Below are 24,468 nucleotides of genomic sequence, written 5' to 3' on the forward strand. Positions count from 1 at the left end.
TGATCCGGGCTCCCGGCTGGCTACAGCCAGCCGCTGGGCTGTTGCGCTAGCGCACGAGCCAGGCCCTGCAATCTGGGCACAATGGCGGTATGCAAGAACAGATTTTGATCGCTGGTGGCGGTATCGGCGGCCTCGCTGCCGCACTGGCCGCTACGCGCGCGGGTACCGAGGTGCGCTTGTTTGAACGGTCCGCTGCGTTCAGCGAAGTGGGCGCCGGTGTGCAACTCGGCCCCAATGTCGTGCGGCGCCTGCAGGCCTGGGGCTTGCAAAAGCCCTTGCAGGCGGTGGCGGCCTTTCCGCAGGCGCTGGTGTCGCGCAATGCCATCAGCGGCCAGGCGCTGGCCCGGCTGGATCTGGGTGCGCAGGCGGTGGCACGCTATGGCGCTGCCTATGCCACCATCCACCGCGCCGATCTGCACCAGCTGCTGTGCGATGCGGTCAAGGCACATGCCGACCTGCACCTCAACCTGGACAACCCCGTGGATTACCACGAGGACAACGGCCGGGTCGTCACCATCACCACCCACCAAGGCAAACAGATCGAAGGCGATGCGCTGATTGGCGCCGATGGGATCTGGAGCCGCACCCGGCTGCGCCTGCTGCATGATGCGCCCCCGCGTGTCACCGGCCATCTGGCCTACCGTGCCTTGGTGCGCCAGGCAGATTTGCCAGCCACCATGCGCACGGACGTGGTTACCGCCTGGATGGGGCCGCGCTTTCATGCGGTGCAGTACCCCGTGCGCGGCGCTGAGTTGCAGAACCTGGTGGTCATTGTTGAAGGTGCCGCCCCTGATGACCTGGAGCACTGGGACCATGCCGCCAACGGCGCGGATCTGCAGCGCTGCCTGGCCGGCGCGCACCGCCAGTTGCTGGACTTGGTGGATGCGGTGGATGCCACAGGGACCGCCTGGCGGCTCTGGCCGCTGGCGGACCGCGCACCGATGGCGGGCCCACATGAAATGGCACAAGGCCTGGTTGCATTGCTGGGTGATGCCGCCCACCCGATGCGGCCCTACCTGGCCCAGGGTGCGGGCATGGCGATTGAAGATGCGGCCGAGCTGCAGCGCGCCTTGACCATGCACGACCTGGAGCTGCCATTGCGCCTGCGCCGCTATGCGCTCAACCGCTGGCAGCGCAATGCCCGGGTGCAGGCCCGCGCCATTCGCAATGGCGAAATTTTCCATGCGCGCGGCCTTGTTGCCTTGGGGCGCGATACAGCACTGCGCGCGCTGGGCGCCAAGCTGATGGATGTGCCCTGGCTCTACCGAGGCGATGGCTCATCGGCCTCGGTGCTGTAGCCAGCTTCTGATCAAGGGCTGGCTTGGCTCTTGGGCGCCAGCAGTGGCGACTGCGGCAGAAAGCGGAAGGCCAGGCAGCCGATCAGCAGCATGCCGGCGACAAACAGCATCACATACTGGTAGATCTCACCGCCGTGCTGCTGCGCATACGACGCGACAATGCCGGAGAGCCATTGCATCAGCGCCACACCCAGGAACATCGCCATCGTGTACACCGACAGCGCGCGGCCGGTGGTCTCTTTCGGGTAGGACGAGCGCACATCGGCATACTGCAGCACCGAGTAGCCCGAGGCCAGGCCCATGAACATGATCAGCGCCACAGTCGCGACTGGGTGGTGCACAAAGGCCAGCGCACAGAAGGTGCAGGCCATGACGACTGCACCGGCCACGATGCGGCGCCGGCGCCGTTGCGGCCCCGGGTCCAGCCGGCCAAACACCGATGGCGTGAACAGCGAGATCATCGACACCACCAAGGCCACATTGCCGGTCGCCACCAGCGAGAACCCATAGCGGTCGATCAGCATGGGGCTGAGCCATAGGCCGCGCACCGTCAGAAACGAGGCATAGCCGACCATGCCCATGATGGCGATGGCCCAGGTGTGGGGCACCAACAGCAGGCCGCCAAAGCCTTTGACGGCAGTGAGCCAGCTGGGCTTGGGCAGGTCATCGCTGGGCAGGTGCGGCTCATGCACGCGCAAGAAGATGGCGATCCAGGACAGCGCACAGAGCACCGCCAGCAGCCCAAAACCCCAGCGCCAGCCATAGTGCTGCACCAGCCAGGCCAGGGGCGTGCCGGTAAACAGCAGGCCCAGGCCGCCTACGCCCATGCCGACGCCGGACATAAAGGCAAAACGCTCGCTCGGAAAATGCCGCGCAATGAACATGGTGCAAGCCAAAAAGGCCGGCGAGCAGCCAATGCCGATCAGCAGCTGGCCCAGCATCAGTCCGTGGTAGCTGGGCGCCAGCGCCGATATCAGCGAGCCGGCAATCGCCAGCGGAAAGGCGGTGAGCACCGTCTTGCGCAGCCCGTACAGATCCATGCCCACGCCCATGAACAGCTGGGTCACCCCGAAGGACAGGCCAAACAGCCCGGCAAAGGCACCCAGCGATTCGGCCGACAGTCCGAAATCGGTGCGCAGCCCATCGGCAATGATGGAGGTGACGGTGCGGAAGGCCTGGCTCAGCGAGAACGCCGACAGCAAGGTCAGCAGCATGGCCCAGAGCAGGGTGTACGGGGGCGCCGCAGGGCGCCCGGTGGGGGAGGGGGTAGGTGGGACCGGCATGGCTGGGTATGCGGACAACAAGCCAGGGCCAGGCTGGCGTGGTCCATGTTATGTCTGCCATTGGCCAGCGGTGGCTGGCGCGGCTTGTGGTGTGCGCCTGCCACTATAGAGGACTATCGCCAGCTCTGCAGGGGGCCTTGTCACCTGGGGCAACCCCAGGCGTGGTTGCGGAGGTTCAGAGATTGGTGCGCAAGGTCCAGATCTCGGGGAAGAGCACCACGTCGAGCATTTTCTTCAAGTAGCTCACGCCGCCGGTGCCACCGGTGCCGCGCTTGAAGCCGATGACGCGCTCCACGGTGGTCAGATGGCGGAAGCGCCAGAGGCGGAAGGCATCCTCGATATCGGTCAGTTTCTCGCCCAGCTGGTACAGGTCCCAGTATTTGTGCGGATCGCTGTAAACGGTGATCCAGGCCTGCTTGACGCCTTCGCTCTCGGCATAGGGCTGGGTCCAGTCGCGCTGCAGGGCTTCCGCCGGCACGTCAATGCCTTCGCGGGCCAGCAGCTGCAAGGCAATGTCGTACAGGGATGGCGATTCATAAGCCGCCTGCACCTGGGCCAGCAGGTCTGCGCGGTGCGCATGGGGTTTGAGCATGGCGGCGTTCTTGTTGCCCAGCGAGAACTCGATGCAGCGGTACTGTGCGCTCTGAAAGCCGCTGGAGTTGGCCAGGTAGGGGCGCATGGCCGTGTACTCGGGCGGCGTCATTGTTGACAGCACGGTCCAGGCGTTGACCAGCTGCTCCATGATGCGCGAGACACGGGCCAGCATCTTGAAGGCCTCGGGCTTGGTGTTGTCTGCGGGGTTGGCCATCGCCAGCATCGCGGCGCGCAACTCGTGCAGCATCAGCTTCATCCACAGCTCGCTGGTCTGGTGCTGCACGATGAACAGCATCTCATCGTGCGCGGGCGACAGCGGATGCTGGGCATTCAGGATCTCGTCCAGGTGCAGGTAGTCGCCATAGCTCATGTCTTTGCTGAAGTCGAGCTGGGCGCGCTCTTCATGCACAATGGATTCGGGCTTGCTGTTGGTGTCTCGCATGGTGTGTGGGGCAGTAGATGCGGCTTGAATTACAGCGCAAGAATGGCACTGCGCAACCGGGCCGCAAGGCATAAAGTGGCTGCATCGATTGTACTGAGGTGATTTGCATGAAACCGTCTGCCCCCACCACACCGCGCTCCACTTCTGCCGCCAGCCCTGCCGCCTTGGCCGCTTCCCGCGCGCAAGTCACGCTGGCCGATCCGCGCTGGGCCGATGTGCAGGCCCGCAATGCCGCAGCCGATGGCCGCTATGTGTATGCGGTGCGCAGCACCGGCGTGTTTTGCCGGCCGTCTTGCAGCTCTCGGCTGGCCAAACCCGAGAACGTCAGCTTTTTTGACACCGCCGCGCAGGCCCAGACCGCCGGCTACCGCGCCTGCAAACGCTGCCAGCCCGATGCAGCAGCCAAGCCCGGCCACGCCGCGCTGATGGCCCAGCTCTGTGAATGGATCGCCACGGCCGCAGAAGAGCCCAGCCTGGCCGACCTGGCCGAGCGCGCCGGCATGAGCCCTTTCCATCTGCAGCGCGTCTTCAAGGCGGCAGTGGGCGTATCGCCCAAGGCCTATGCCAAGGCCCAGCGCCGCCAGCGTCTGCAAACGGCGCTGGGCGATGCGCAAGAGGCGCCTCGTGTTATCGATGCGATTTTTGATGCCGGCTTTGCCAGCACCGCGCAGCTCTACCGCGACAGCCAGGCCGTGCTGGGTATGACCCCGCGCCAGTACCGCAAGGGCGGCGCTGCGCAGCAGATTCACTTTGGCGTGGCCGAATGCAGCCTGGGCCCCATCCTGGTGGCCGCCACCGCGCAGGGTATTTGCGCCATCTTGCTGGGCGACGATGCCGATGCGCTGGTGCAGGACCTGCAGCAGCGTTTTCCCCAGGCGCAACTGGCTGGCGGCGATGCCAGCTTTGAGCGCTGGATGGCCCAGGTGATCGGCTTTGTCGATGAGCCCACGCGTGGCCTGGCATTGCCACTGGATGTGCGCGGCACCGCTTTTCAGCAGCAGGTGTGGCAGGCGCTGCGGATGATTCCGGTCGGCAGCACCGTCAGCTACAGCGAGCTGGCGCGCAAGCTGGGCATGCCCCAGGCCAGCCGGGCAGTTGCTGGTGCCTGTGCGGCCAATGCGATTGCTGTGGCCATTCCCTGCCACCGGGTGGTGCGCAATGATGGCGGTATCTCCGGCTACCGCTGGGGCGTAGACCGCAAGCGTGCTTTGCTGCAGCACGAGGCCGAGCTGGCGCCCACGGCCCAGCGCGTGGCCCGCCATGCTTAAGCGCGCGCCCAACGCAGCGCAGGCGGCCTTGCCGCTGGACGACGCGCCTGGCGACCCGCCTGCCAGCGCCATCGCAACGGCCTTTGCGGGCGCGGGCGATGGCGATGACACCCTGCAGCGCTATGACTGGCCCGCCGTCAGCCAGCAGGTAGACAGCCAGGGCTGGGGCCTGCTGCCGCGTTTGCTGGATGCCGCGCAATGCCAGCAGATGGCTGCCATGTACGACGAGGCGGCGCATTTTCGCAGCCGCATCCTGATGCAGCGCCACGCCTTTGGCCGGGGCGAGTACCAGTACTTTGCCTATCCGCTGCCGCCGCTGCTGCAGGCGCTGCGCACGCGGCTCTATGCCCGCCTGCAACCGCTGACCGAGCAATGGCGCCAGCAGCTCACCTCCGCCGCGCCGCCTTGGCCTGCGCAGCATGCAGCCTTGCTGGCCCGGTGCCATGCCGCCGGCCAGCAGCGGCCCACACCGCTGCTGCTGCGCTATGGCGCTCAGGATTACAACTGCCTGCACCAGGACCTGTATGGCGAGCTGGTGTTTCCGCTGCAGGTGATCGTGCTGCTGTCGCAGCCGGGCGAGGATTTTGATGGCGGCGAGCTGGTGCTGACCGAGCAGCGCCCCCGCATGCAGTCGCGTGTACAAGTGCTGCCGCTGCAGCGCGGTGATGCGGCCATCATTGCGGTGCGTGAGCGGCCGGTGCAGGGCACGCGCGGCAGCTACCGGGTGCAGCACCGGCATGGCGTGTCCACGGTGCTGCGGGGCCAGCGCCATACGCTGGGGATCGTTTTCCATGACGCGGAATAGGTGCTGCTGGTTGCCACCGTCCTGACTTTATGGCCCGCCGTCCATCATCTATAGTGGGGATCCACGGCAGCCGCCGTCATCTACCGACCACGCCATGCCCCTGGTTCTGCGCACCCAAGTCGCCCTGCCTGCCAACTACCGCCCGCAAGACATGCTGGCCCTGCATGCCCGCGATGCCTTGCAGGCGTCGGAGAAAGTAGAAGGTCTGCGCGTCAGCAAGGGCCTCACCTGGCAGGGCCTGCCGGCACTGCTGCAGTTGGAGGTGGTGGAGGGCGCGGCCCAGGCCGTCGCCAGCTTGGCGGTGGACGGCCAGCCCCCGGCCAGCGCCGGCCCGCCCGATTTGCAGGCCATGGTGGCGCGCATGCTGGGCCTGGGTGACGGGGCCGACCAGCTGGAGCTGCAGCACGCCAAGCACCCGGTGCTGGGCCCCTTGCTGCGCGGCCAAGCGGGCCTGCGTGTGCCCGCCAGCAGCAGCCCTTTTGAGGCCTTGGTATGGGCCATTACCGGCCAACAGATCAGCGTGGCTGCTGCCATTGCGCTGCGCCGGCGTTTGATTGCCACCGCCGCCGTGCAGCACAGCAGCGGCATGCTCTGCCACCCCGATGCCACCGCGCTGGCGGCGCTGACGCCCGAGCAACTGCGCGCTGCAGGCTTTTCCGTCAGCAAGATCGCCACTTTGGAGCGCGTTTGCGCTGCCGTGCTGGACGGCAGCCTGCCGCTGGATACCTGGGCCGCCGAGCCCTTGCAACCCGAGCGTGCCGAGGCGATTGAGGAAGCGCTGCTGGCCATCAAGGGCATTGGCCCCTGGACGGTGCATTACGCGCTGCTGCGCGGCTATGGCTGGCTGGACGGTAGCCTGCATGGCGATGTGGCCGTGCGCAATGCGCTGGCCCGGCTGCTGGATGTTCCCAGCGTCTCGCAGCGCGAGGCCGAGCAATGGCTGGGCGCATTTGCGCCCTGGCGGGCGCTGGTGGCGGCCCACCTCTGGGCCAGCCTCTCCGCCAAAAGCTACTGAGGGGAGGGCACGGTGGCCTGCAGCGCATTGCTGCTGGTCGGGCGCAGCAAGCCCAGCACCACCAGGGCTGAGACCGTCGCAATCGCCGCGAGTACATACAACAGCTGCGCAAAGGCCTGGCCATAGGCTTTTAGTAGATCGGCCGCGTTTGCTGCATCCGGCTGTGCAGGCAGCAAGGCCAACGCCTGGCGCAGCTCGCCCATCGCCAATTGCTGGGCGGCGGTTTGCAGGCTGGCCGCATCCAGTGCTGCTGGCAGGTGCGGGGTGATAAAGCCGGCCAGCAAGGCCGTCACCATTGCCAGCGCAATGCCTTCTCCTGCTACCCGAACGGTGCTGAAAATGCCGGTGGCCATGCCTGCGCGTTCCTTGGGCACCAGGCTCACGGACAACCCATCCATCAGTCCCCAAGGCAGGCCTGCGCCGCTGCCAATCAGCAGCAGCGGCAGCACCCGCGCGATGCCATCGGCATCCACAGGAATCTGTGCCAACCACACGAGGCCAGCAGCAGCCAGCAGCAAGCCCGCTGCAGAAATATGTCCGGCGCTGAACCAGCGCGTCAGCCAGGCTGCTGCCAGGGGCACCAGCAGCATCGGTGCGGACAGCGCCAGCATCCACCAGCCCGCTGCCACTTCGTTGTAGCCGCCAATGCCGATCAGCTGCAGCGGCAGCAGCACCAGCAGCACCACATAGCAGTAGCAGGTCGCAATAGGCAGCACCTGCACGCCGATAAAGCGCGGGTAGCGGAAGAGGCTCAGGTCCAGCATGGGGCGGGCCACCCGGCGCTCCACGGCGATAAAGAGCAGCAGCGCAATGGCCGAGGCCAGCAGCAGCGCGATGACCAGGTGGCTGTGCCAGCCCAGCGCCGCTGCCTCTACCATCCCCAAGGTCAGCAAGGCCAGCATGGCGGTGAACAGCAGCGCGCCCGGCCAGTCCAGGCCCTGGGCTTGCGGGTCTCGTGATTCGCGCATGGCGACCATGCCGACTACCAAGGCCAGCAGCCCCAGGCCGGTGCAGAGCGCAAAACCGGCCTGCCAGCCCGCATGCTCGATCAGCCAGCCCGTCAGCAGCGGGCCAAACGCCAGGCCGGTGCCAAAGGTGGTGCCCAGCAGGCTAAAGGCCTGGGCGCGCTGCGCAGCTGCAAACTCTTGCGCCAAGGCCGCTGTGCCGCCGGCCAAGGTGGCGGCGGCTGCCACGCCTTGCAGCGCGCGCAGCAGGTCAATCTGCCAGATGCTGCGCGCCAGCATCAGCGCCACCCCCGCGAGGCAGAAGGTGGACAGGCCCAGCAAAAACAGCCGCTTGCGCCCCCATTGGTCGGCCAAGGCCCCTGCGGCCATCAGGCAGCTGCCAAAACCCAGCATAAAGCCATTGGTGATCCAGCCCAGGCTGGTGGCGCTGCCGCCCAAAGCACGGCCGATGGCAGGCGTGGCGATAGCACCGCCAGAAAAACTCAGCGGCAGCACCAGGGCTGCAAGACAAACGGATGCCAAAACCATCCAGGGCCCGCGCCAGGCGGCGGGTAAAACGCGATACATAGCCAACTCCTGCAAAAACACGCTGTGGAGCTTAATGAGGAATGGATCGCCAATAAACAGGCGCTTCGTTGTTTGATTAACAACCAAATGTCCGTAATATGCGTGCATGGATAACCTGAACCATATCGCCGCCTTTGTGCAGGCGGCCGAGCGCAGCAGCTTTGTGGCCGCCGCCCGCGCCCTGGGCATCTCGGCATCGGCCGTCGGCAAAAGCGTGGCCAAGCTGGAGGCGCAACTGGGCACGCAGCTGCTGGTGCGCACCACGCGGCGGGTGTCGCTGTCGCACGAGGGCGAGCTGATGTACACGCACTGGCGCCGCATTCTGGACGACTTGCAAGACGCGCAGGCGCTGCTGTCCAGCACGCAGAGCAGCCCCCGGGGCCTCTTGCGCATAGGGCTGCCCACCATTGGCTACCGCTTCTTGCTGCCGGTGATTCCGGCCTTCCGCGCGCGTTATCCGGATATCGAGCTGGACCTGGACTTCAACGACCGGCTGGTCGATGTGGTGGAGGCGCGCCTGGATGCGGTGATCCGCAGCGGGGTGCTGGCTGACTCCAGCCTCAGCGCCCGGCGCCTGGGCCTGTTCCGCTTTGTGCTTTGCGCATCACCGGCCTATCTGGCACAGCGCGGCCGGCCCCAGCGACCCGAGGATTTGGCGACGCATGACTGCTTGCGCTTTCGCTTTCCCACTTCCGGCAAGCTGCAGCCCTGGCAGATGAGCGGGAGCACGGCCGAGGTACAGCAAGATGCCGCTGCCCATCCAGCCGCACTGACTTGCAACAACATGGAGGCCCTGCGCGGCGCGGCAATCGGGGGCCTGGGCATTGCCTATATGCCCGACTTTCTGGCCCGCGACGCGCTGGCCGATGGCAGCCTGCAGACGGTGCTGGACGACTTTCTGAGCCATACCGGCCAGTTCAGCATCCTCTGGCCTTCGGGCCGGCTGATGTCGCCGCGCCTGCGTGTGTTTGTGGATTTTGTGGCCGAGCGGCTGTTTCAGCCACCGCCGCCCTAAAGGCGCCTCGCTGGCAGTCGCCCATATTGCGCAGCCAGGGGCTGCTGAATGTGCTGCTCAGCGCAGTGCTGCTATAGCCTTGGGCAGCAAAGTGTGGGCCAGCTCAGGCAATTGCGGCTGGGTTTGCTGCGCTGAGGTGGTGCTGAACCAGCGCCCCAGGTGCTTGCGCTGGCAGACCTGCAGTTCGCTCAGCAGCGCATGGCTGGGGTCGGGGATATGCCAGCGGCTGCGCAGATCGGCCTGCATGCGCAGCAACAGGTGGGCTGTCATCTCGGCATCGGCCAGTGCCCGGTGGGCCTTGTCGGCGGGGGGCAGTTGCAGGTGGCGCACGATCTTGCCCAGCGAGTGGCTGGGTGCCTCGGGGTAGAGGCGGCGCGACAGCAATACCGTGCAGGCAAACAGACTGCCGACAGGCGCGGCTGCGGCTGAAGCTATGCAGCCGGCACGTTCCAGCTCATCGCGCCAGAACTTGCTGTCAAACGATGCGTTGTGTGCCACCAGCGGCGCCGTGCCGACAAAGTCCGCCGCCTCGCGCATCACCTGCTCGGCGGGCGCTGCCGCCTGCAGCATCGCCGTGGTGATGCCGGTGAGCTGGGTGATGAAGCTGGGCATGCGCTGGCCGGCGTTCATCAGGTTCTGGTAGCGATCGACGATACGGCCGTTCTCGACCATGACAATGCCGACCTCGGCCGCCCGCGCGCCATGCGCCGGGCTCATGCCGGTGGTTTCAAAGTCGAGAATGGCGATGCGTTCGGACATGGCGGGGCGGGTGCTCGGCAATCAGGTCACCGCGTTGATGCGGTTGAATTCGGGCTTTTGCCATTCGCCCGATTCCAGCACCTGGCGCAGGTGCTCGACCGCATTCCACACGTCTTCAAAACGGGTGTAGAGGGGGGTGAAGCCAAAACGCAGAATGTCCTTGTGCGGGCCGTTGCCGCCGTCGCCCTTGCGGAAGTCGCCAATGACGCCACGGGCGATCAGCGCCTGCACGATGGCATAGGCGCCGCTGCCCTGGCCGTCCACACCGGCGCCATCGTCGCGGGTCAGGCAGACCTGGGAGCCGCGCGCAAAGATATCGCGTGGCGTCGCCAGGCCCAGGCCGTAGCCCGCGCAGCGGGTCTCCACCAGCTCGATGAACAGGTCGGTCAGCGCGACCGACTTGCGGCGCAGCGCTGTCATGCCGCCGTACTTTTCGGCTTCGCTGAAGATGTCCAGACCGCACTGCAGGGCCGACAGCGCAATCATCGGCTGGGTGCCGCACATGTAGCGGCGGATGCCGGGCGCAGGCTGGTAGTCGCTGTTAAAGGCGAACTGCTCGGCGTGGCCAAACCAGCCCGACAGCGGCTGCCAGAACTTGTCGGTATGGCGCGCATGCACCCAGACAAAGGCCGGGGCGCCGGGGCCGCCGTTGAGGTACTTGTAGCTGCAACCCACGGCGTAGTCGGCGTTGGCGGCGTTCAGGTCCACCGGCACGGCGCCGGCGGCATGGGCCAGGTCCCAGACGGTCAGCACGCCCTGGGCATGCGCATCGCGCGTGACCTGGTTCATGTCATGCATATGGCCGGTGCGGTAGTTCACATGGCTCAGCAGCAGCACGGCTACGTCGGTGGTCAGGCAGGTGGGCAGCTCCTCGGGCTCGATCAGCACCAGCTCCAGGTTGTGCTGCTTGCACAGCGATTCGGCGATGTACAGATCGGTGGGGAAGTTGCTGCGCTCGCTGATCACCTTGGTGCGCGGTGCCGGGTCGGAGAACTCTTGCTGCGACAGGCGAATGGCCGCGCTCAGCACCTTGTAGAGGTTGACCGAGGTGGTGTCGGTGAACACTACTTCGCCGGGCTTTGCCCCTATCCACGGCGCAAACTGGTCGCCCAGGCGCTGGGGCAGGTCGATCCAGCCGGCATCGTTCCAGCTGCGGATGAGGCCCTGGCCCCATTCGCGCTGCACCACATCGGTGACGCGCGCCGCTGTCGCCTTGGGCAGCGGGCCCAGCGAGTTGCCATCTAGGTAGATAACGCCTTCTGGCAGGTCGAACAGGTGGCGCAGCGGTGCCAGCGGCTCATGCTGGTCAACGTCGCGGCAGGCTTCCAAGGTGGTCATGGCTATGTCTCTTTGTCAATGGTGGCGGGCAGACGCTGGTGTGCCAGGCGCCTGCCGCAAGGTATGAGGGGTTCAGGCGGTGGCCTGATTGTAGGTGCCGGGCAGGGCGCGCAGCACGGCGCGCACCGGCGATGCATCGGCCTGCACCAGCTTCAAAGGCAGTGCGATCAGCTCGTAGTCGCCTTCGGGTACGGCGTCCAGCACCAGGTTCTCCAGCACGCGCATGTCGTGGCGGCGAATGGTCTGGTGGCTGGGGAGGGCCTTGCTGTCGGCCGGGTCGATGCTGGCGGTGTCAATGCCAATCAGCCGCACGCCCAGCGCCGCCAGGCGCTCCACGGTCTCGGCCGCATAGCCGGTCAGGCCGGCATCCCACTGGGTTTGCGGCATCTGCTGGTAGGTGCGCACCAGCACGCGTTCGGGCAGGTCGTTGCCCATCGCGTGCGCGATGTGTTGCCATTCAATCAGCGGTCCGCAGCCGATCGCGTGGACCACGCGGCAGCGGCCCAGGTAGGGCGCCAGGTCAACCTGGCCGATGGTGGCGCCATCGGGCGCGTAGTGCAGCGGTGCATCGGCATGGGCACCCGCATGCGGGGTGCTGGTGATGCTGGCCACATTGACCGGGCAACCCGGCCCGATGCTGGCCACCCATTGCTGCTGGTACGGCGTGTCGCCGGGGAACACCGGCATGCCGACATAGACGGGCGGCGAGATGTCCCAAAGGCTTGGCGCAGAGTGAGGCGTGTTTGGCATAGCTATGCAATGTATCAGCGCTTGCGGTACCAGATCAGGTAGACGGCGGTCATCACCAGCAGCATGGGCACGCCGATCAAGGTCGTCATGTGGAACACATCGGTGAAATAGGTGGTGATGATCACGGCCAGCATCAGCACGGCGCCCAGCAGGGTCAGCACCGGAAAGCCCCACATGCGGAATTGCAGGCGCTCGCCCGGATGCTCACGCTGCCAGCGGCGGCGGAAGAAGAGGTGGGTGACAAACACCATGAACCAGGCAAACATGGCGCCGAACATCGAGATCGACATCATCAAGGTGAGCGACTCCTCGGGCTTGAGCACGTTGAGCACCATGGCGACTGCCATGCCCAGGCAGGAGATGGCAATCGCACCCATCGGCACGCCCCGGCTGTTGACCTTGCCCAGCACTGCCGGCGCATAGCCGCCGCGCGAGAGGCTGAACATCATGCGCGAGGTGACATAGAGCTGCGCGTTCATCGCCGACAAGCTGGCGACCAGCACCACAAAATTGAGCACGCTGGCCGACCCAGGAATGCCGACAATCTCCATCACCTTGACGAAGGGGCTCTTGTCGGTGCTGGCATGGCTCCAGGGCACGATGGCCAGCATCAAGGCCAGCGACAGCAGGTAGAACAGCACCAGGCGCAGTACCGTGGTCTTGAACGCCGAGGTGACCGCCTGGCGCGGGTTCTGCGCCTCACCGGCGGCAATCGCGATCGACTCTAGGCTGAGGTAGCTGAAGATGGCGATGATCACCCCCACCCAGGTGCCCCACCAGCCATTGGGGAAAAAGCCCCGGTCGGCGGTGTAGTTGGCAAAGCCCACGCTCTCGGGCCGCGAGCCGAACACCACATAGGCGCCGATCAGGATAAAGGCGACGATGGCCACGACCTTGATCATGGAGAACACATACTCCATCTGCCCAAAGGCCTTGACGCTGGTGGCATTGACAGCGGCCAGAATGACCGAGAACAGCGCCACCCACACCCACTGCTCCACCTCGGGGAACCAGTACTTCATGTACTTGCCAACGGCGGTGACCTCCATCCCCACCGCCAGCACCACGGCCGCCCAGTAGGCATAGCGCACCACAAAGCCGGCGAGGGGGCTGAGGTAGTGCTCGGCGTAGGCGCCAAACGATCCGCTGGTCGGGTGCGCGACGGTCATCTCCGCCAGGCAGCCCATCAGCAGCAGGCCGATGAGCGCGCCAATGGCGTAGCTGATGAGCACGCTGGGGCCGGCAAAGCCGATGGCAAATGCGCTGCCCATGAAGAGGCCGGTGCCGATGGCGCCGCCAATGGCGATCATCGTCATTTGGGCAGCAGTGAGTTGCTGCTGGAGGCCGCGTTCGCGGCGGGCAATCGATTCAAAAGGGGACACGGGTTTTTTGCTTGTTATGGCTGGGGCGGCGCTGGGGTGGCTTTGGTTGCTGCCTCTGCGCGTGGAAGGTGGGGATTTTAGGATTTGTGGGAAATCCTTGTTGTGTGTTTTTGGTTGTTAGCTTTGCAAGCAGCTGCTGGCCGGGTCTCGCCCCGGCGGGCGAGGTACTTTTCTTGCTCAGCCAAGAAAAGTACCCAAAAGAAGGCTGCCCCTGCTGACTGCGTCCCTTCGCTTCGCTGCGGGCAACCTGTGGTGCTCGGGTATGGGCTGCACCGCGAAACTCACTACGCGCCGAAGGCGCTCCGTTCAAACAGACGCGGTGAGTCAGTTCACGAAGCAGTTGCACTCTTCGGTGCAACTGCCCAGCCCATACCCTGTGCTCCTCGGCGCATTCAGAAGGGGACTAAGCAGACGCAGGCCATCGCTGCGCTCGGCCCCTGTAGGCCGAGCGCAGCGATGGCCTATTGGCATTTGGATGTTGGGTTGTTCGCATCCCCCCTTTTGCATGCGCCTGGGGCGTGGTGTTTGTGGGGTGGCGCTGGCACCGAAGAGTGCCAGCGCATCGTCAACTAGCTTGCCGCGTCTGTTTGAACGGAGCGCCTTGGCGCGTAGAGAGTTTCGCGGCACACCCCGCAAACGCCACGACACAGGTTGCCCTTCGCAACGCGAAGGGTCGCAAGCAGCAGGGGCGACCTTCTTTTGGGTACTTTTCTTGGTCGCCAAGAAAAGTACCTCGCCCGCCGGGCGAAATCCGGCCGACAGCCGTAAAGCTACGGCCGCCGCTAAAACGCACACCCTCGCCCGCCGAGCGAACACCGGCCGACAGCCGTAAAGCTGCAACCGCCGCTAAAAAGATTACCCCTCGCCCGCCGGGCGAAATCCGGCCAGCAGAATGCAATGAACAGCAGAAGCTAAAAAAGCATCAGACCTAAAAAAGGCTCAACGAGCAGAACAAACCACATCCCAACTCAATCCAAACTTCTGCAAATACTTGCGTAACCGATCCGCATCATTCACCACCGCCCTTTGTGCCCGCGAAGCCTGAAACAACTGCCGCCCCGCCTCCGACAAACTGCCAGACGCACGACACACCCCCACCACCGACGCCAACTGCATCCGATCAAACAAATCCATCGCCGCAAGAGCATCACCAGGCAGCAATGCCTCCAAAACCACTTCAGCAGAAAAGTCTGAAGAAGCAGCCACAGCATCCGGCCGCTGCCACAGCCACTGCAAACGCCCAATCTCCGCCTCCACCTGGTCCTCGGTGATGCGACCACTGGTCGACAAAGTAGCCAGCCGCGTCACGCTGGCATGCAGATCGCGGAAATTGCCGCTCCACAGGGCTTGCGGGCTCTGGGCGAACTGCAGGTAGCGCTTGCGCGCCTCGGCGTTGAAGCGCTCGGTGCGGTGGGTTTGCTGGGCGTGCTGCACCAGCAGGTGGTCGATGTTGGGCTCGATGTCTTCGCTGCGCTGGGCCAGGCCGGGCAGGTTGTAGGTCCAGAGGTTGATGCGGGCGAACAGGTCTTCTCGAAAGCGGCCGGCGCTCACCTCCAGGCGCAGGTCGCGGTTGGTGCCGGCTATCAGCTGGAAGTCGCTGCTCACCTCCTTGTCTGAGCCCATGGGGTAGAAACGCTTTTCCTCGATCGCCATCAGCAGCATGGCCTGCTCGTCGGCCCCGAGCTCGCCGATTTCGTCGAGAAAGAGCAGGCCCTGGTCTGCGGTGCGCAGCAGGCCGGCGCGCTCGGTGGCGGCGCCGGTGAACGCCCCTTTTTTGTGGCCGAACAAGGTGCTGGCGGCGCTGTCGCCGCGCAGGGTGGCGCAGTTGACCTCGACAAAGGCGCCGCTGATCTGGTGGCGGGCCTTTTTCAGCTCGTACATGCGGCGTGCCAGAAAGGACTTGCCTGCGCCCGTCGGGCCCACCAGCAGCATGGGGGCCTGGGAGCGGCCTGCTACTTGTTCGATCTCGGCAATCAGCTGGTTGAAGCGCGGGTTGCGGGTGGGGATATGGCTTTTGAGAAAGGCGACCGCATCCTGCTGGGCCTGCGCATGGCGGGTGGCCAGTGCGTCGTAGCGCGACAGATCCAGGTCGATCAGCGCATAGTTGCCCGCCGCGCCATCGATCTGCCGCTTGGGTGGTGAGGCCTGCAGGATCACGCCGGGGATCGTGCGTGACTCCGCCAGCAAAAACAGGCAGATCTGCGCCACATGGGTGCCCGTGGTGATATTAAGCCAGTACTGGGCCTGGTCGCTGTCGAACTGGTAGCTGCTGGTCCAATCGTAGAGCGCGCCGTAGACCTCTTCAAAGTCCCAGGGGTCGCGGATCGGCAGCTCCACCAGGTGGACTTCGGTCTCGGGGCTGACCGTGGCGATGTCCTTTTGCACCAGACGCGCCAGGTCCACATGCGAGCGGGTGTAGAGCAGCTCCATGCGGGCCACCACCATGTCCTCATGCTGGGTGACTGCGACCGAAGGCCGCCATTTGCTCCAGCGGCCCGCGCCACGGCCGCTGTCGAGTTGGGTACCGAGGAAGCCGATGACGGTGATGGGTTTCATGCTAAGCCGAATGCTGATGCGATTCTTTATTCTAAGTCGGCTAGCTCAAAAGATAAAAATAGCGAAGCTGTAGTGAAGTTGGGATTCTTGGAATTACGCAAGATTCGATATAAATCAACGATTTATTGGTGTTTTTGTTCCCGATATAAAAGTTGGCACGCTTTTGGCAATTAACCATGCAAGCGCCATGTGGCGTGTGTTGGGGAAAGCAGAGCAGGGTCTCTGCTTTCCCGAGGCGTTGAATGAACAAGAAAGAAGAACACCATGGTCAACCTGCAACTATTTCAAACCTACAAGGGCGCCCAGCTGGCAACGGCGGATGCCACCAACCAATCGGGTGTGGCGGCCTATGCATTCGGCCCGCAGCACCAGCTGGCGCAAATGGCGCTGACCGGCTGCCTGAGCCAGACTTTTTATGCCAGCCCGCAGGACCAGCTCTCGCAACTGATGGAGGTGCTGGCCAAGGTGGAGGCGCCCTTTATTGCCAAGACGGCCATCTATGCCCGTGAGCGTGGCTATATGAAGGACATGCCTGCCACCTTGGCCGCCGTGCTGGCCGTGCGTGATGTGGAGCTGCTGGCGCAAATCTTTCCCCGCGTGGTGGACAACGGCAAGATGCTGCGCAATTTTGTGCAGATCCTGCGCAGCGGGGTGCTGGGGCGCAAGTCGCTCGGTACCCGGCCCAAGAAGCTGGTGCAGCAGTGGTTGCTTGCGGCGACGGAAAAGCAGTTGCTCCACGCCGCCGTCGGAAGCCAGCCGTCGCTCGCCGATGTGGTGAAGATGGTGCATCCCAAGCCCCAGGAGGCATGGCGCGCTGCCTGGTTTGCCTGGCTGATTGGCAAGTCGTATGACGAGGCCAGCCTGCCACCCATTACCTTGGCGTTCGAGCGCTTCAAGCGTGTAGTGGCCCAGGGCCAGATGCCCGAGCAGGTGCCGGAGGTGCCCTTCCAGATGCTGACCGCGCTGGGCCTGGGTGCGCAGCAGTGGGCGCAGATGGCGAGCCAGGGTTCGTGGCAGATGCTGCGGCAGAACCTGAACACCTTTGGACGCCATGGTGTGTTTGAGCTGCCCGGTATGGCCGAGCGCGTAGCTGCCAAGCTGCAGGATGCGGCAGCCGTGGCCAAGGCGCGTGCGATGCCTTACCAGCTGCTGTCGGCCTACAAGGCTGCGGGCCAGCAGGTGCCGGCTGCCGTGGCAGAGGCGCTGCAGGATGCGATGGAGCTGGCGACGGCCAACGTGCCGCAATTTGCGGGCCGGGTTGCCGTCTGCCCCGATGTCTCCGGGTCCATGAGCGCGTCGGTAACGGGCTACCGGGCAGGGGCTACCAGCAATGTGCGCTGCATTGATGTGGCGGGCCTGATGGCTGCTGCCGTGCTGCGCAAGAACCGTGAGGCGCGTGTGCTGCCCTTTGAGTGCAAGGTGGTGTCGCTGTCGCTCAACGGCCGTGATTCGGTGATGACCAATGCCACCCGCTTGGCGGATGTGGGCGGAGGCGGCACGAACTGCAGTGCGCCGCTCAAGCTGCTGGCCGACGAGAAGGCAGCGGTGGACCTGGTGATCCTGGTCTCGGACAACGAGTCCTGGGTGGATGGCAAGCGTGCGGGTGCGACGGAGACGATGCAGCAATGGGCGCGCATCAAGCAACGCAACCCCGCTGCCAAGCTGGTGTGCATTGACATCCAGCCCTACGGAACGACGCAGGCGCAGGAGCGCGCCGATATCTTGAATATCGGTGGTTTCAGCGATGCGGTATTTGATGTGGTGGCCCGTTTTACCGAAGGCAAGCTGGGTGCCGAACATTGGGTAGGTGAGATAGAGCAGATCGTGCTGCCTGCCCAATGAGCTGTGTTTTATCTGCTGTTGGCGAATGCTGGTGTGACTACATTTTTAAACTGTTGCGTCACCCCATCTTCTAGTCGCCAACGGTGGATACCGAAAGTTGATCTGGTTTAAAAAGTTTGGGTGGTTTGCGGCGAATGCCGGTGAAATTACAGCCTTTAGAGCGGCTAACACGGCCCAGCAAACCGAAGGTTTGCGGTTGAGACTAGGCGTCAAGCCGCAGGCAGTACTTTAGTACGACAAGGCTTGGCAACGACGTATCAAGGGTCGTGTTAGTGGCTCGTTACGCTCGAGGTAGCAGGTTCGAGTCCTGCCGACGTAAGTCGTAGCTCATGGGTAGAGCGCGAAAAATATTTCACCTTTTTAGTCGCTGCAGGGTACCCATCTGTATGAGATTTTTGGTTTGCGCGAATGCTTGCAAGACTACATCTGGAACGCCGGGGGTTCGAATCCTCAGCCGGGAAACCGGTATGGCAGTTGTCTTGCCGACCCTAGTCGCGCTTTTGTTTGGATAGTGTTTTTTGGGAAGGTTTGCGTCGCTGGCTGCGAATGCCGGTGGAACTACATCCGAATCCGGAGGTGCGGGTTGGAATCCCGCCAGGTTCTTTGAGCCTGTAGCTCAGTGCCAGAGCACCGGAAGTGTTTCACCAAACCCTGGTCGCAGCCCAGAGGTGCTCACCGTGTACCGCCCTACAAAGTCATCGCTGTCATGCAGCGGTGTGAAGATAAAGAAGAGAGCTAAGAAATGTCGCAATACAACGAAATGCAAGTGCCCAACGGCGTGCCCGTAAAGATGTGGACTAATGGCGTGCCGGTCGAGGCCGAAGCGCAGAACCAGCTGGCCAATATCTCGCGCCTGCCGGTGGTGTTCAAGCACGTGGCGGTGATGCCCGATGTGCACTTGGGGATCGGTGCCACCATCGGCTCGGTGGTGCCCACGCTCAAGGCGATCATCCCGGCTGCGGTGGGGGTAGACCTGGGTTGCGGAATGATGGCCTGCAAGACCACGTTGACGGCCAGTGATCTGCCCGACAACCTGGCGCCGATCCGCGCTGCGATCGAGCGTGCAGTGCCTGTTGGTATGACCCCCAAGCGCTATGGCCGCGACAAGGGCAGCTGGGAGACGCCGCCTGAGGAAACCGATGCCGCTTGGACGGGGCTGGTGAAAGAGTTTGAGGAGATCTGCAAAGCGCACCCGAGCATCAAGAACACCAACAACTACAAGCACCTGGGAACCCTGGGCGGTGGTAACCACTTTATCGAAGTCTGCCTGGACGAAAACCAGGCCGTGTGGATCATGCTGCACTCGGGCTCGCGCGGCGTGGGGAACGCCATTGGCACCCACTTTATCGAGCTGGCCAAGAAGGATGCCGAGCTGCACCAGCGCAACCTGCCCGATAAGGACCTGGCCTATTTTGAAGAAGGCGCAGCCTACTTTGGGGACTATGTCAAAGCGGTGGGTTGGGCGCAAAAGTTCGCACGTGCCAACCGCGAGGTGATGATGATTCGCGTGATCCACGCGCTCAAAAAAGTGATCACCAAACCGTTCGAGACGCACCTGGAAGCGGTGAACTGCCACCACAACTATGTGCAACGCGAGACCCACTTTGGCCAGGAGGTGTTTGTGACCCGCAAGGGCGCCGTGAGCGCCCGCCAGGGTGAGCTGGGCATCATCCCGGGAAGCATGGGGGCCAAGAGCTTTATCGTGCGCGGTAAAGGCAACCCGGAGAGCTTCAACAGCTGCAGCCACGGTGCCGGTCGCACGATGAGCCGGACCAAGGCCAAGAAGCTGTTCACCGTGGAGGACCAGATGCGCGCCACCGAAGGGGTGGAATGCCGAAAGGACGCCGAGGTGATCGATGAGATCCCCATGGCCTACAAGGACATCGACGCGGTGGTGGCGGCGCAGAGCGACCTGGTGGAGGTGGTGTACACGCTCAAGCAGGTGGTGTGTGTGAAGGGGTAGGAAAGTGGGGCGGCCGAGGGGCCGCGCCCTTGAGGAGAAGGGTGATGAAAAGCAATAAGCAACGCAAGACAGAGATCAAGCAACGCCGTTGGGCCCGTATGGAGCGGCAGCGCGAAGTGGCCCTGTTGCCGGCCATGCCGCACGGCGCCTTGGCAGCAGATACGCAGCTTCTGGCCCTGATTCATGGGCAATCGTTTTGCCATGTTGGTTACTACGTGGATATCAGCTACCACTGCTGTGATTGCGGTGCAACCTGTGTCTGGACCGCCCAAGACCAGAAGTGGTGGTGCGAGCAAGTGCAAGGCAATTTGTATGCCGGTGCCAGCCGCTGCAAGGACTGCCGTGCCCGACACCGCGCCTGGCGCCAAAGCCATTGCGATGCGGCCGAGATGGCGGCTTTGCGTGCGCTATGGCGTGCCCGCCCCGATGCGTCTGCCCGTGCCCGTGTGAATACAGCCTTGCAAGCCAAGGCCCCGGATCTGCGTTGCCTGGCAGCGCAGGCCCTCGCTTGGTGGTGGGTGCAGTTTGGCGATCAGCCAGCGCATGCGCAGCTGGAAGCGCTGAGCCTGGAGCGCAGCTGGGCGCCGCGTATCGACCGCATCTTGCGGCGCGAGCTGGAGCTGCGTCCCGGTGTGCATCGCGTCTGCCGGGTAGTAAGCTATCCGCGCGCCACCATGGGTGCTGCGCTGCCTGGCCACTGAGCCCATCCAAATAGATCAGAAGAAGAACACAGAGAGAGGGAAACGATTCCAATGCAAATTTCAAGCCGTTTAATAGAAAAGGGCCTGGTCGAGGTCGACGGCTCGCAAGGCGAGGGCGGTGGCCAGATTTTGCGCACGGCGCTGGCGCTGTCGGTTATTACCCAAAGGCCGTTGGCGATGCACAGCATCCGGGCCAAGCGGTCCAAGCCGGGCCTGATGCGCCAGCACCTGGCCTGTGTGCAGGCGGCGCAGACCATCAGTGATGCACAGCTGTCGCCCATCGGCGCAGGGGTGACGGAGCTGCAGTTTGCGCCGGCGACGCTCAAGGCGGGGGACTACCGCTTCCCGATCTCGGGCGCGGGCAGTGCGATGCTGGTGTTGCAGACGGTATTGCCGGCGCTGCTGATGGCTGACGCTGCGAGCACGGTGCAACTGTCAGGCGGTACGCACAACCCGCTGGCGCCGAACTTTCACTTTATCGAGCGGGCCTATGCGCCTTTGGTGGCGCGCATGGGTGCGGGGCTGGATATGCGGCTGCGGCGCTTTGGTTTTTACCCTGCGGGTGGGGGCGAGGCGTTGGCCTGCATCAGCCCGGCGGCTGCTGGGCTGCAGCCTTTTGACCTGCTGGCGCGCGGCATGCTGCAGGATGTGGCGGTGGAGGCGGTCTGCGCGGCCGTGCCGCGTGGGGTGGCGATGCGCGAGTTCGATGAGCTGGCGCGGCTGACTGGTTGGGACCGGCGCGCGATGGCACTGCTGCCGGTCAGCCAGGAGGAGGGCCCGGGCAATCTGCTGCAGGCCACCTTGCGCTACGACCATGTCACCGAGCTGTTCTGGTGCCTCGGGGCGCATGGCGTGTCGTCCGAAGCGGTGGCGCGCAAGCTCTGCCAAGATGTGCGCGATTACCAGAAAAAGCCCGATGCCGCTGTCGGCGCCTACCTGGCCGACCAGCTGTTGCTGCTGCAGGCGCTGGCCGTGTGGCAAAGCGGCCAGCCGGCCTCCTTCAGCTGCAGCGAGGCCACCGAGCACCTGCACAGCAATATGGCGGTGATTGCGCAGTTTCTGCCGCTGCGCATGTCGATCGAAACGGCCAGTGCGCCGGTGGTGCAAATCACGCCGCTGTAGCGCAGTCGATTGCGGGGCGGGCGGGCTGCTCAGTAAAGCCCAGCCTCCAGCGCCTGCATGCCATGCCGCAACCGTGCCTTGTTGCAGGCCTCGCTGCCGGCGGCAAACTCCCGGCAGGGGGAGGGGCGCCATTCATAAATGCCGCAAGCCGCTTGCTGGCCGATGGTGCCGGTCAAGGCTGCGCAGCGTGGTCTGGCGTAGTCGGTGCCCCGCATGCGGCAGGTGAATCCGTTGACCTCTTCGGCCAGGCCCGAGGGCACGCGGCCGCCATTGCTGTCGCATTCATGGACTGAAAAATCAACGCGAAAGCTGGCGCAGCAGGCGCCGCAACTGAGGCAAGGGTGAGTCATCGGGCGTGGGGGGCGTGGGCGTTGTTTGGCCGGTATTGTAGTTTTGCGGCGCTGAAAGCCACAAAAAAGCCCGCTGGGTCAGCGGGCTCGGGGTGCAGTGCGGCAGGCGCCAGGCTTACTTGGTGGCCAGCGCGTCCTTCACCCAGCCATCAAACTTGGCCTGGTGGTTCTTGATCCAGCTGTCCACATGGCGCTGGATGTCGGCGGTCTTGTTTTCGCCATTGCGCATCAGCAGGTTTTGTGCGGTGATGTCTTCAATAGGCACCTGCATGGTGGCAAACAGCTTGGCGGCGGCCGGGTTGGCACCGGTCCACTTTTTGTTGGCCAAAATGTACTGGTTGTTCACCTTAAAGCCATAGTTCTTCCCATTAGGCAGGCGGGTGTCCTCATCGCCCTTGGCGTTGGGCACATTGGGCACCTGCAGCCAGACGACATCCTGGCCGGGCTTGAGCACGCCGTTGACCCAGTAGGGGGTCCAGACATAGTAGAGCACTGGCTTGCCGGATTTATAGCGGGCGATGGTGTCGGCAATCAGCGCCGCATAGTTGCCCTGTCGGTGGGTCACGCTGCCTTCCAGGTCCAGGCCCTTCAAGTGCTTGTTGATCGCCAGCTCGCAGCCCCAGCCGGGATTGCAACCGGTCAGATCCGCCTTGCCATCACCATCAGTGTCAAACAGCTTGGCGATCTTGGGATCCTTGAGCTGCATGATGTCGGTGATCTTGTACTTCTCTGCCGTCTTCTTGTCGATCAGGTAGCCCTGGGCCGCATTGGTCGAGAACATGCCTTCGCGGTAGAAGACCTTGGCGCCGCCATTACGTTCATAAAACTCCTGGTGCAGCGGAATCCAGTGGTTGGCCATGAAGGTGGCATCGCCCTGGCCCACCACCACGTGCTGGGTGCCATTCTCCAGCCCCTTGGGCTCCTTGACGTTGTAGCCCAGCTTTTCCAGGCCGCGCGAGACGATCAGGGTCTGGAACATTTCCTCGTCGACGGTCCCCAGCAGGGGCAGCACATCCTTGCCTTTGCCGGGCAGGTCCTGCGCTTGGGCGATGGGGCCCCATGCCATCAGCGCGATGGCGGCGGTGCAGGCCAGGTGAACCGGGCGCTTGAGGTAGTTTTTATCTGTCATGGTCTTCTCCTTGGATTGAAACGCGGTGCACAAGGCGCACACCGAGAGGGAACATGGGAGCCCTGGGACAAGGCGAACCCAGGCCAGGCCAGGCCGGTGAGGCTGGATGGTCTGCGTTCAGCTTGCGGGGCTTCGAGGTGGCAGCGCTGGCGCTGCACCGGTTGGCACGGCGGCATGCCGTGGTGGGCCGCACCGGCCCGGCAAGGGCGTGCCGGGCGTGCGGGAGGCTTACGGCGCCTTGGCGGCGTCCAGTGCCGTCTTGATCCAGCCGTCGAACTCGGCCTGGTGGGCCTTGATCCAGCCGTCGGCATGGCGCTCGATATCGGCGGGTTTGTTCTGGCCGTCCTTCATTGCCAGGTTCTGGGCATTGATGTCGGAGACCGGCAGCTGCATGATCGCAAACAGCTTGGCAGCCGCAGGGTTGGCCTCGGCAAACTTTTTGTTGGCGACGATCTTTTGGGTATTCAGCGGAAAGCCGTAGTTCTTGCCGTTGGGCAGGGCGGTCTTCAGATCGGCCTGGTTGCCGGGCAGCGCGGTAAACGGCACTTGCAGCCAGACGACATCGCGGCCGGGGCGTAGCTCGGCGCTGACCCAGTAGGGCGTCCAGGTGTAGTACAGGATGGGCTTGCCGGCCTTGAAGCGCGAGATGGTATCGGCCATCAGCGCCGCATAGGTGCCTTGCACGTGGGTGACGGTATCGCGCAGGTGGTAGGCGGTTAGCTGGTGCTCGATCGCGCCTTCGCAGCCCCAGCCGGGGGTGCAGCCTGTCAGGTCGGCCTTGCCGTCACCATCGGTGTCAAACAGCTTGGCAATTTTTGGGTCCTTGAGCTGCTCAACATTGGTGATCTTGTGCTCGTCGGCGGTTTTCTTGTCGATCAGATAGCCTTGCACCGCGCTGGTCGAGTACTCGCCTTCGCGGTAGAGCTTGTCGGCGCCGCCGGCGTTCTTATAGAAATCGGCCTGCAGGGGATCCCAGTGGTCGGCCATATAGGTGGCGTCGCCGTTGCCGATGGCCACGTGGGCGGTGGCGTATTCCACCTCGCGGATGGGCTGCACGTCATAGCCCAGCTTTTGCATCGCCTTGTTGACCAGCAGGGTCTGGAAGGTTTCCTCGGCGATCGAGCTTTGCAGCGGCTGGACCTTGATGCCCTTGCCGGGCAAATCCTGGGCCATGGCATGGCCAGCAGCGACCAGGCCAGCGGCCAGCAAGCTGGTGGCCAGCAGGCTTTTGACCATGCGGGTCGGCATCGCAAAGGCTTGCCAGGGGTGGGTGGTGAATGTCATGAATGCTCCTTGTTCTGGGGTGTGGCGCGCGCGGGGCGCG

Annotated in this window: 20 protein-coding genes; 9 read left to right on the forward strand and 11 right to left on the reverse strand. The window is 64.1% G+C overall.

Features of this window, described 5'->3' with window-relative positions; genetic code table 11:
• Nucleotides 1-89 precede the first annotated feature (89 nt).
• On the forward strand, nt 90-1,298 hold the full coding sequence (locus HS961_RS08525) for an FAD-dependent monooxygenase (RefSeq protein ID WP_182327291.1): 1,209 nt from the start codon (nt 90-92) through the stop codon (nt 1,296-1,298).
• Nucleotides 1,299-1,309: 11 nt separating this feature from the next.
• On the opposite strand, the gene HS961_RS08530 is transcribed toward HS961_RS08525, so the two are convergent.
• Together HS961_RS08530 and kynA are read right to left on the reverse strand one after the other, a co-directional pair.
• On the reverse strand, nt 1,310-2,581 hold the full coding sequence (locus tag HS961_RS08530) for an MFS transporter (protein ID WP_182327292.1): 1,272 nt from the start codon (nt 2,579-2,581) through the stop codon (nt 1,310-1,312).
• A gap of 175 nt (nt 2,582-2,756) precedes the next feature.
• Nucleotides 2,757-3,617 (reverse strand): tryptophan 2,3-dioxygenase, encoded by an 861-nt coding sequence (gene kynA, locus HS961_RS08535; protein ID WP_182327293.1) that lies wholly within the window; start codon nt 3,615-3,617, stop codon nt 2,757-2,759.
• A gap of 107 nt (nt 3,618-3,724) precedes the next feature.
• Here kynA and ada point away from each other — a divergent pair, with 107 nt between their 5' ends.
• The 3 genes from ada (at nt 3,725) to HS961_RS08550 (ending at nt 6,705) form a co-directional block, all read left to right on the forward strand.
• Complete coding sequence (gene ada / locus HS961_RS08540) at nt 3,725-4,885, forward strand: bifunctional DNA-binding transcriptional regulator/O6-methylguanine-DNA methyltransferase Ada (RefSeq protein WP_182327294.1); 1,161 nt, start codon at nt 3,725-3,727, stop codon at nt 4,883-4,885.
• Nucleotides 4,878-5,690, forward strand: coding sequence for a 2OG-Fe(II) oxygenase (locus HS961_RS08545; RefSeq protein ID WP_182327295.1), 813 nt, complete (start codon nt 4,878-4,880; stop codon nt 5,688-5,690). The genes ada and HS961_RS08545 overlap by 8 nt, the downstream gene beginning before the upstream one ends.
• Nucleotides 5,691-5,784: 94 nt before the next feature.
• Nucleotides 5,785-6,705 carry a DNA-3-methyladenine glycosylase 2 gene (locus HS961_RS08550; RefSeq protein ID WP_182327296.1) on the forward strand — a complete coding sequence of 307 codons (921 nt, stop codon included), beginning with the start codon at nt 5,785-5,787 and terminating at the stop codon, nt 6,703-6,705.
• Here HS961_RS08550 and HS961_RS08555 read toward each other — a convergent pair.
• A complete protein-coding gene (locus HS961_RS08555; protein ID WP_202883145.1) occupies nt 6,699-8,237 on the reverse strand; it encodes an MFS transporter in 1,539 nt (512 codons plus the stop codon). The two genes, HS961_RS08550 and HS961_RS08555, sit on opposite strands and share 7 nt — an antisense overlap.
• Before the next feature lie 106 nt (nt 8,238-8,343).
• On the opposite strand from HS961_RS08555, the gene HS961_RS08560 reads away from it, so the two are divergent.
• On the forward strand, nt 8,344-9,252 hold the full coding sequence (locus HS961_RS08560; protein WP_182327297.1) for a LysR substrate-binding domain-containing protein: 909 nt from the start codon (nt 8,344-8,346) through the stop codon (nt 9,250-9,252).
• Nucleotides 9,253-9,309: 57 nt separating this feature from the next.
• On the opposite strand, the gene HS961_RS08565 is transcribed toward HS961_RS08560, so the two are convergent.
• The 5 genes from HS961_RS08565 to rtcR all read right to left on the reverse strand — a co-directional run bounded on the left by HS961_RS08565 (nt 9,310) and on the right by rtcR (nt 16,037).
• On the reverse strand, nt 9,310-10,011 hold the full coding sequence (locus HS961_RS08565; protein ID WP_182327298.1) for a PolC-type DNA polymerase III: 702 nt from the start codon (nt 10,009-10,011) through the stop codon (nt 9,310-9,312).
• A 21-nt stretch (nt 10,012-10,032) separates the two neighbouring features.
• Nucleotides 10,033-11,349, reverse strand: coding sequence for a kynureninase (gene kynU / locus HS961_RS08570; protein WP_182327299.1), 1,317 nt, complete (start codon nt 11,347-11,349; stop codon nt 10,033-10,035).
• Between the two features lie 72 nt (nt 11,350-11,421).
• A complete protein-coding gene (gene kynB / locus HS961_RS08575) occupies nt 11,422-12,099 on the reverse strand; it encodes an arylformamidase (protein WP_182327300.1) in 678 nt (225 codons plus the stop codon).
• Nucleotides 12,100-12,113: 14 nt separating this feature from the next.
• Nucleotides 12,114-13,481, reverse strand: a complete 1,368-nt coding sequence (locus tag HS961_RS08580) for an amino acid permease (RefSeq protein WP_182327301.1) — start codon at nt 13,479-13,481, stop codon at nt 12,114-12,116.
• A 939-nt stretch (nt 13,482-14,420) separates the two neighbouring features.
• The gene (gene rtcR / locus HS961_RS08585; protein WP_182327302.1) at nt 14,421-16,037 is read right to left on the reverse strand and encodes an RNA repair transcriptional activator RtcR; all 1,617 of its coding nucleotides are present in this window, start codon (nt 16,035-16,037) and stop codon (nt 14,421-14,423) included.
• A gap of 264 nt (nt 16,038-16,301) precedes the next feature.
• Between rtcR and HS961_RS08590 the strand changes: the two genes are divergently transcribed.
• The 4 genes from HS961_RS08590 to rtcA all read left to right on the forward strand — a co-directional run bounded on the left by HS961_RS08590 (nt 16,302) and on the right by rtcA (nt 21,665).
• On the forward strand, nt 16,302-17,879 hold the full coding sequence (locus HS961_RS08590; RefSeq protein WP_182327303.1) for a vWA domain-containing protein: 1,578 nt from the start codon (nt 16,302-16,304) through the stop codon (nt 17,877-17,879).
• A 742-nt stretch (nt 17,880-18,621) separates the two neighbouring features.
• Nucleotides 18,622-19,842, forward strand: coding sequence for an RtcB family protein (locus HS961_RS08595; protein ID WP_182327304.1), 1,221 nt, complete (start codon nt 18,622-18,624; stop codon nt 19,840-19,842).
• A 44-nt stretch (nt 19,843-19,886) separates the two neighbouring features.
• The gene (locus tag HS961_RS08600) at nt 19,887-20,543 is read left to right on the forward strand and encodes a zinc-ribbon domain containing protein (RefSeq protein WP_182327305.1); all 657 of its coding nucleotides are present in this window, start codon (nt 19,887-19,889) and stop codon (nt 20,541-20,543) included.
• Between the two features lie 51 nt (nt 20,544-20,594).
• A complete protein-coding gene (gene rtcA, locus HS961_RS08605) occupies nt 20,595-21,665 on the forward strand; it encodes an RNA 3'-terminal phosphate cyclase (RefSeq protein WP_238347839.1) in 1,071 nt (356 codons plus the stop codon).
• 29 nt (nt 21,666-21,694) lie between these two features.
• On the opposite strand, the gene HS961_RS08610 is transcribed toward rtcA, so the two are convergent.
• From HS961_RS08610 to proX (HS961_RS08620), 3 genes are all read right to left on the reverse strand, one after another.
• The gene (locus HS961_RS08610) at nt 21,695-22,015 is read right to left on the reverse strand and encodes a YkgJ family cysteine cluster protein (RefSeq protein WP_182327306.1); all 321 of its coding nucleotides are present in this window, start codon (nt 22,013-22,015) and stop codon (nt 21,695-21,697) included.
• A 115-nt stretch (nt 22,016-22,130) separates the two neighbouring features.
• Nucleotides 22,131-23,144, reverse strand: coding sequence for a glycine betaine/L-proline ABC transporter substrate-binding protein ProX (proX, locus tag HS961_RS08615; protein ID WP_182327307.1), 1,014 nt, complete (start codon nt 23,142-23,144; stop codon nt 22,131-22,133).
• 228 nt (nt 23,145-23,372) lie between these two features.
• Entirely contained in the window at nt 23,373-24,380 is a 1,008-nt protein-coding gene (proX, locus tag HS961_RS08620) for a glycine betaine/L-proline ABC transporter substrate-binding protein ProX (RefSeq protein ID WP_238347925.1), read from the reverse strand.
• Nucleotides 24,381-24,468 lie beyond the last annotated feature (88 nt).

It is taken from the genome of Comamonas piscis, assembly GCF_014109725.1.
Lineage (GTDB): Bacteria > Pseudomonadota > Gammaproteobacteria > Burkholderiales > Burkholderiaceae_C > Comamonas > Comamonas piscis.

Bases quoted from the DNA above. Each gene is read 5' to 3' on its own strand.
- HS961_RS08525 (WP_182327291.1), top strand. From the start codon at position 90: ATGCAAGAACAGATTTTGATCGCTGGTGGCGGTATCGGCGGCCTCGCT.
- HS961_RS08530 (WP_182327292.1), bottom strand. From the start codon at position 2,581: ATGCCGGTCCCACCTACCCCCTCCCCCACCGGGCGCCCTGCGGCGCCC.
- kynA (WP_182327293.1), bottom strand. From the start codon at position 3,617: ATGCGAGACACCAACAGCAAGCCCGAATCCATTGTGCATGAAGAGCGC.
- ada (WP_182327294.1), top strand. From the start codon at position 3,725: ATGAAACCGTCTGCCCCCACCACACCGCGCTCCACTTCTGCCGCCAGC.
- HS961_RS08545 (WP_182327295.1), top strand. From the start codon at position 4,878: ATGCTTAAGCGCGCGCCCAACGCAGCGCAGGCGGCCTTGCCGCTGGAC.
- HS961_RS08550 (WP_182327296.1), top strand. From the start codon at position 5,785: ATGCCCCTGGTTCTGCGCACCCAAGTCGCCCTGCCTGCCAACTACCGC.
- HS961_RS08555 (WP_202883145.1), bottom strand. From the start codon at position 8,237: ATGTATCGCGTTTTACCCGCCGCCTGGCGCGGGCCCTGGATGGTTTTG.
- HS961_RS08560 (WP_182327297.1), top strand. From the start codon at position 8,344: ATGGATAACCTGAACCATATCGCCGCCTTTGTGCAGGCGGCCGAGCGC.
- HS961_RS08565 (WP_182327298.1), bottom strand. From the start codon at position 10,011: ATGTCCGAACGCATCGCCATTCTCGACTTTGAAACCACCGGCATGAGC.
- kynU (WP_182327299.1), bottom strand. From the start codon at position 11,349: ATGACCACCTTGGAAGCCTGCCGCGACGTTGACCAGCATGAGCCGCTG.
- kynB (WP_182327300.1), bottom strand. From the start codon at position 12,099: ATGCCAAACACGCCTCACTCTGCGCCAAGCCTTTGGGACATCTCGCCG.
- rtcR (WP_182327302.1), bottom strand. From the start codon at position 16,037: ATGAAACCCATCACCGTCATCGGCTTCCTCGGTACCCAACTCGACAGC.
- HS961_RS08590 (WP_182327303.1), top strand. From the start codon at position 16,302: ATGGTCAACCTGCAACTATTTCAAACCTACAAGGGCGCCCAGCTGGCA.
- HS961_RS08595 (WP_182327304.1), top strand. From the start codon at position 18,622: ATGTCGCAATACAACGAAATGCAAGTGCCCAACGGCGTGCCCGTAAAG.
- HS961_RS08600 (WP_182327305.1), top strand. From the start codon at position 19,887: ATGAAAAGCAATAAGCAACGCAAGACAGAGATCAAGCAACGCCGTTGG.
- rtcA (WP_238347839.1), top strand. From the start codon at position 20,595: ATGCAAATTTCAAGCCGTTTAATAGAAAAGGGCCTGGTCGAGGTCGAC.
- HS961_RS08610 (WP_182327306.1), bottom strand. From the start codon at position 22,015: ATGACTCACCCTTGCCTCAGTTGCGGCGCCTGCTGCGCCAGCTTTCGC.
- proX (WP_182327307.1), bottom strand. From the start codon at position 23,144: ATGACAGATAAAAACTACCTCAAGCGCCCGGTTCACCTGGCCTGCACC.
- proX (WP_238347925.1), bottom strand. From the start codon at position 24,380: ATGGTCAAAAGCCTGCTGGCCACCAGCTTGCTGGCCGCTGGCCTGGTC.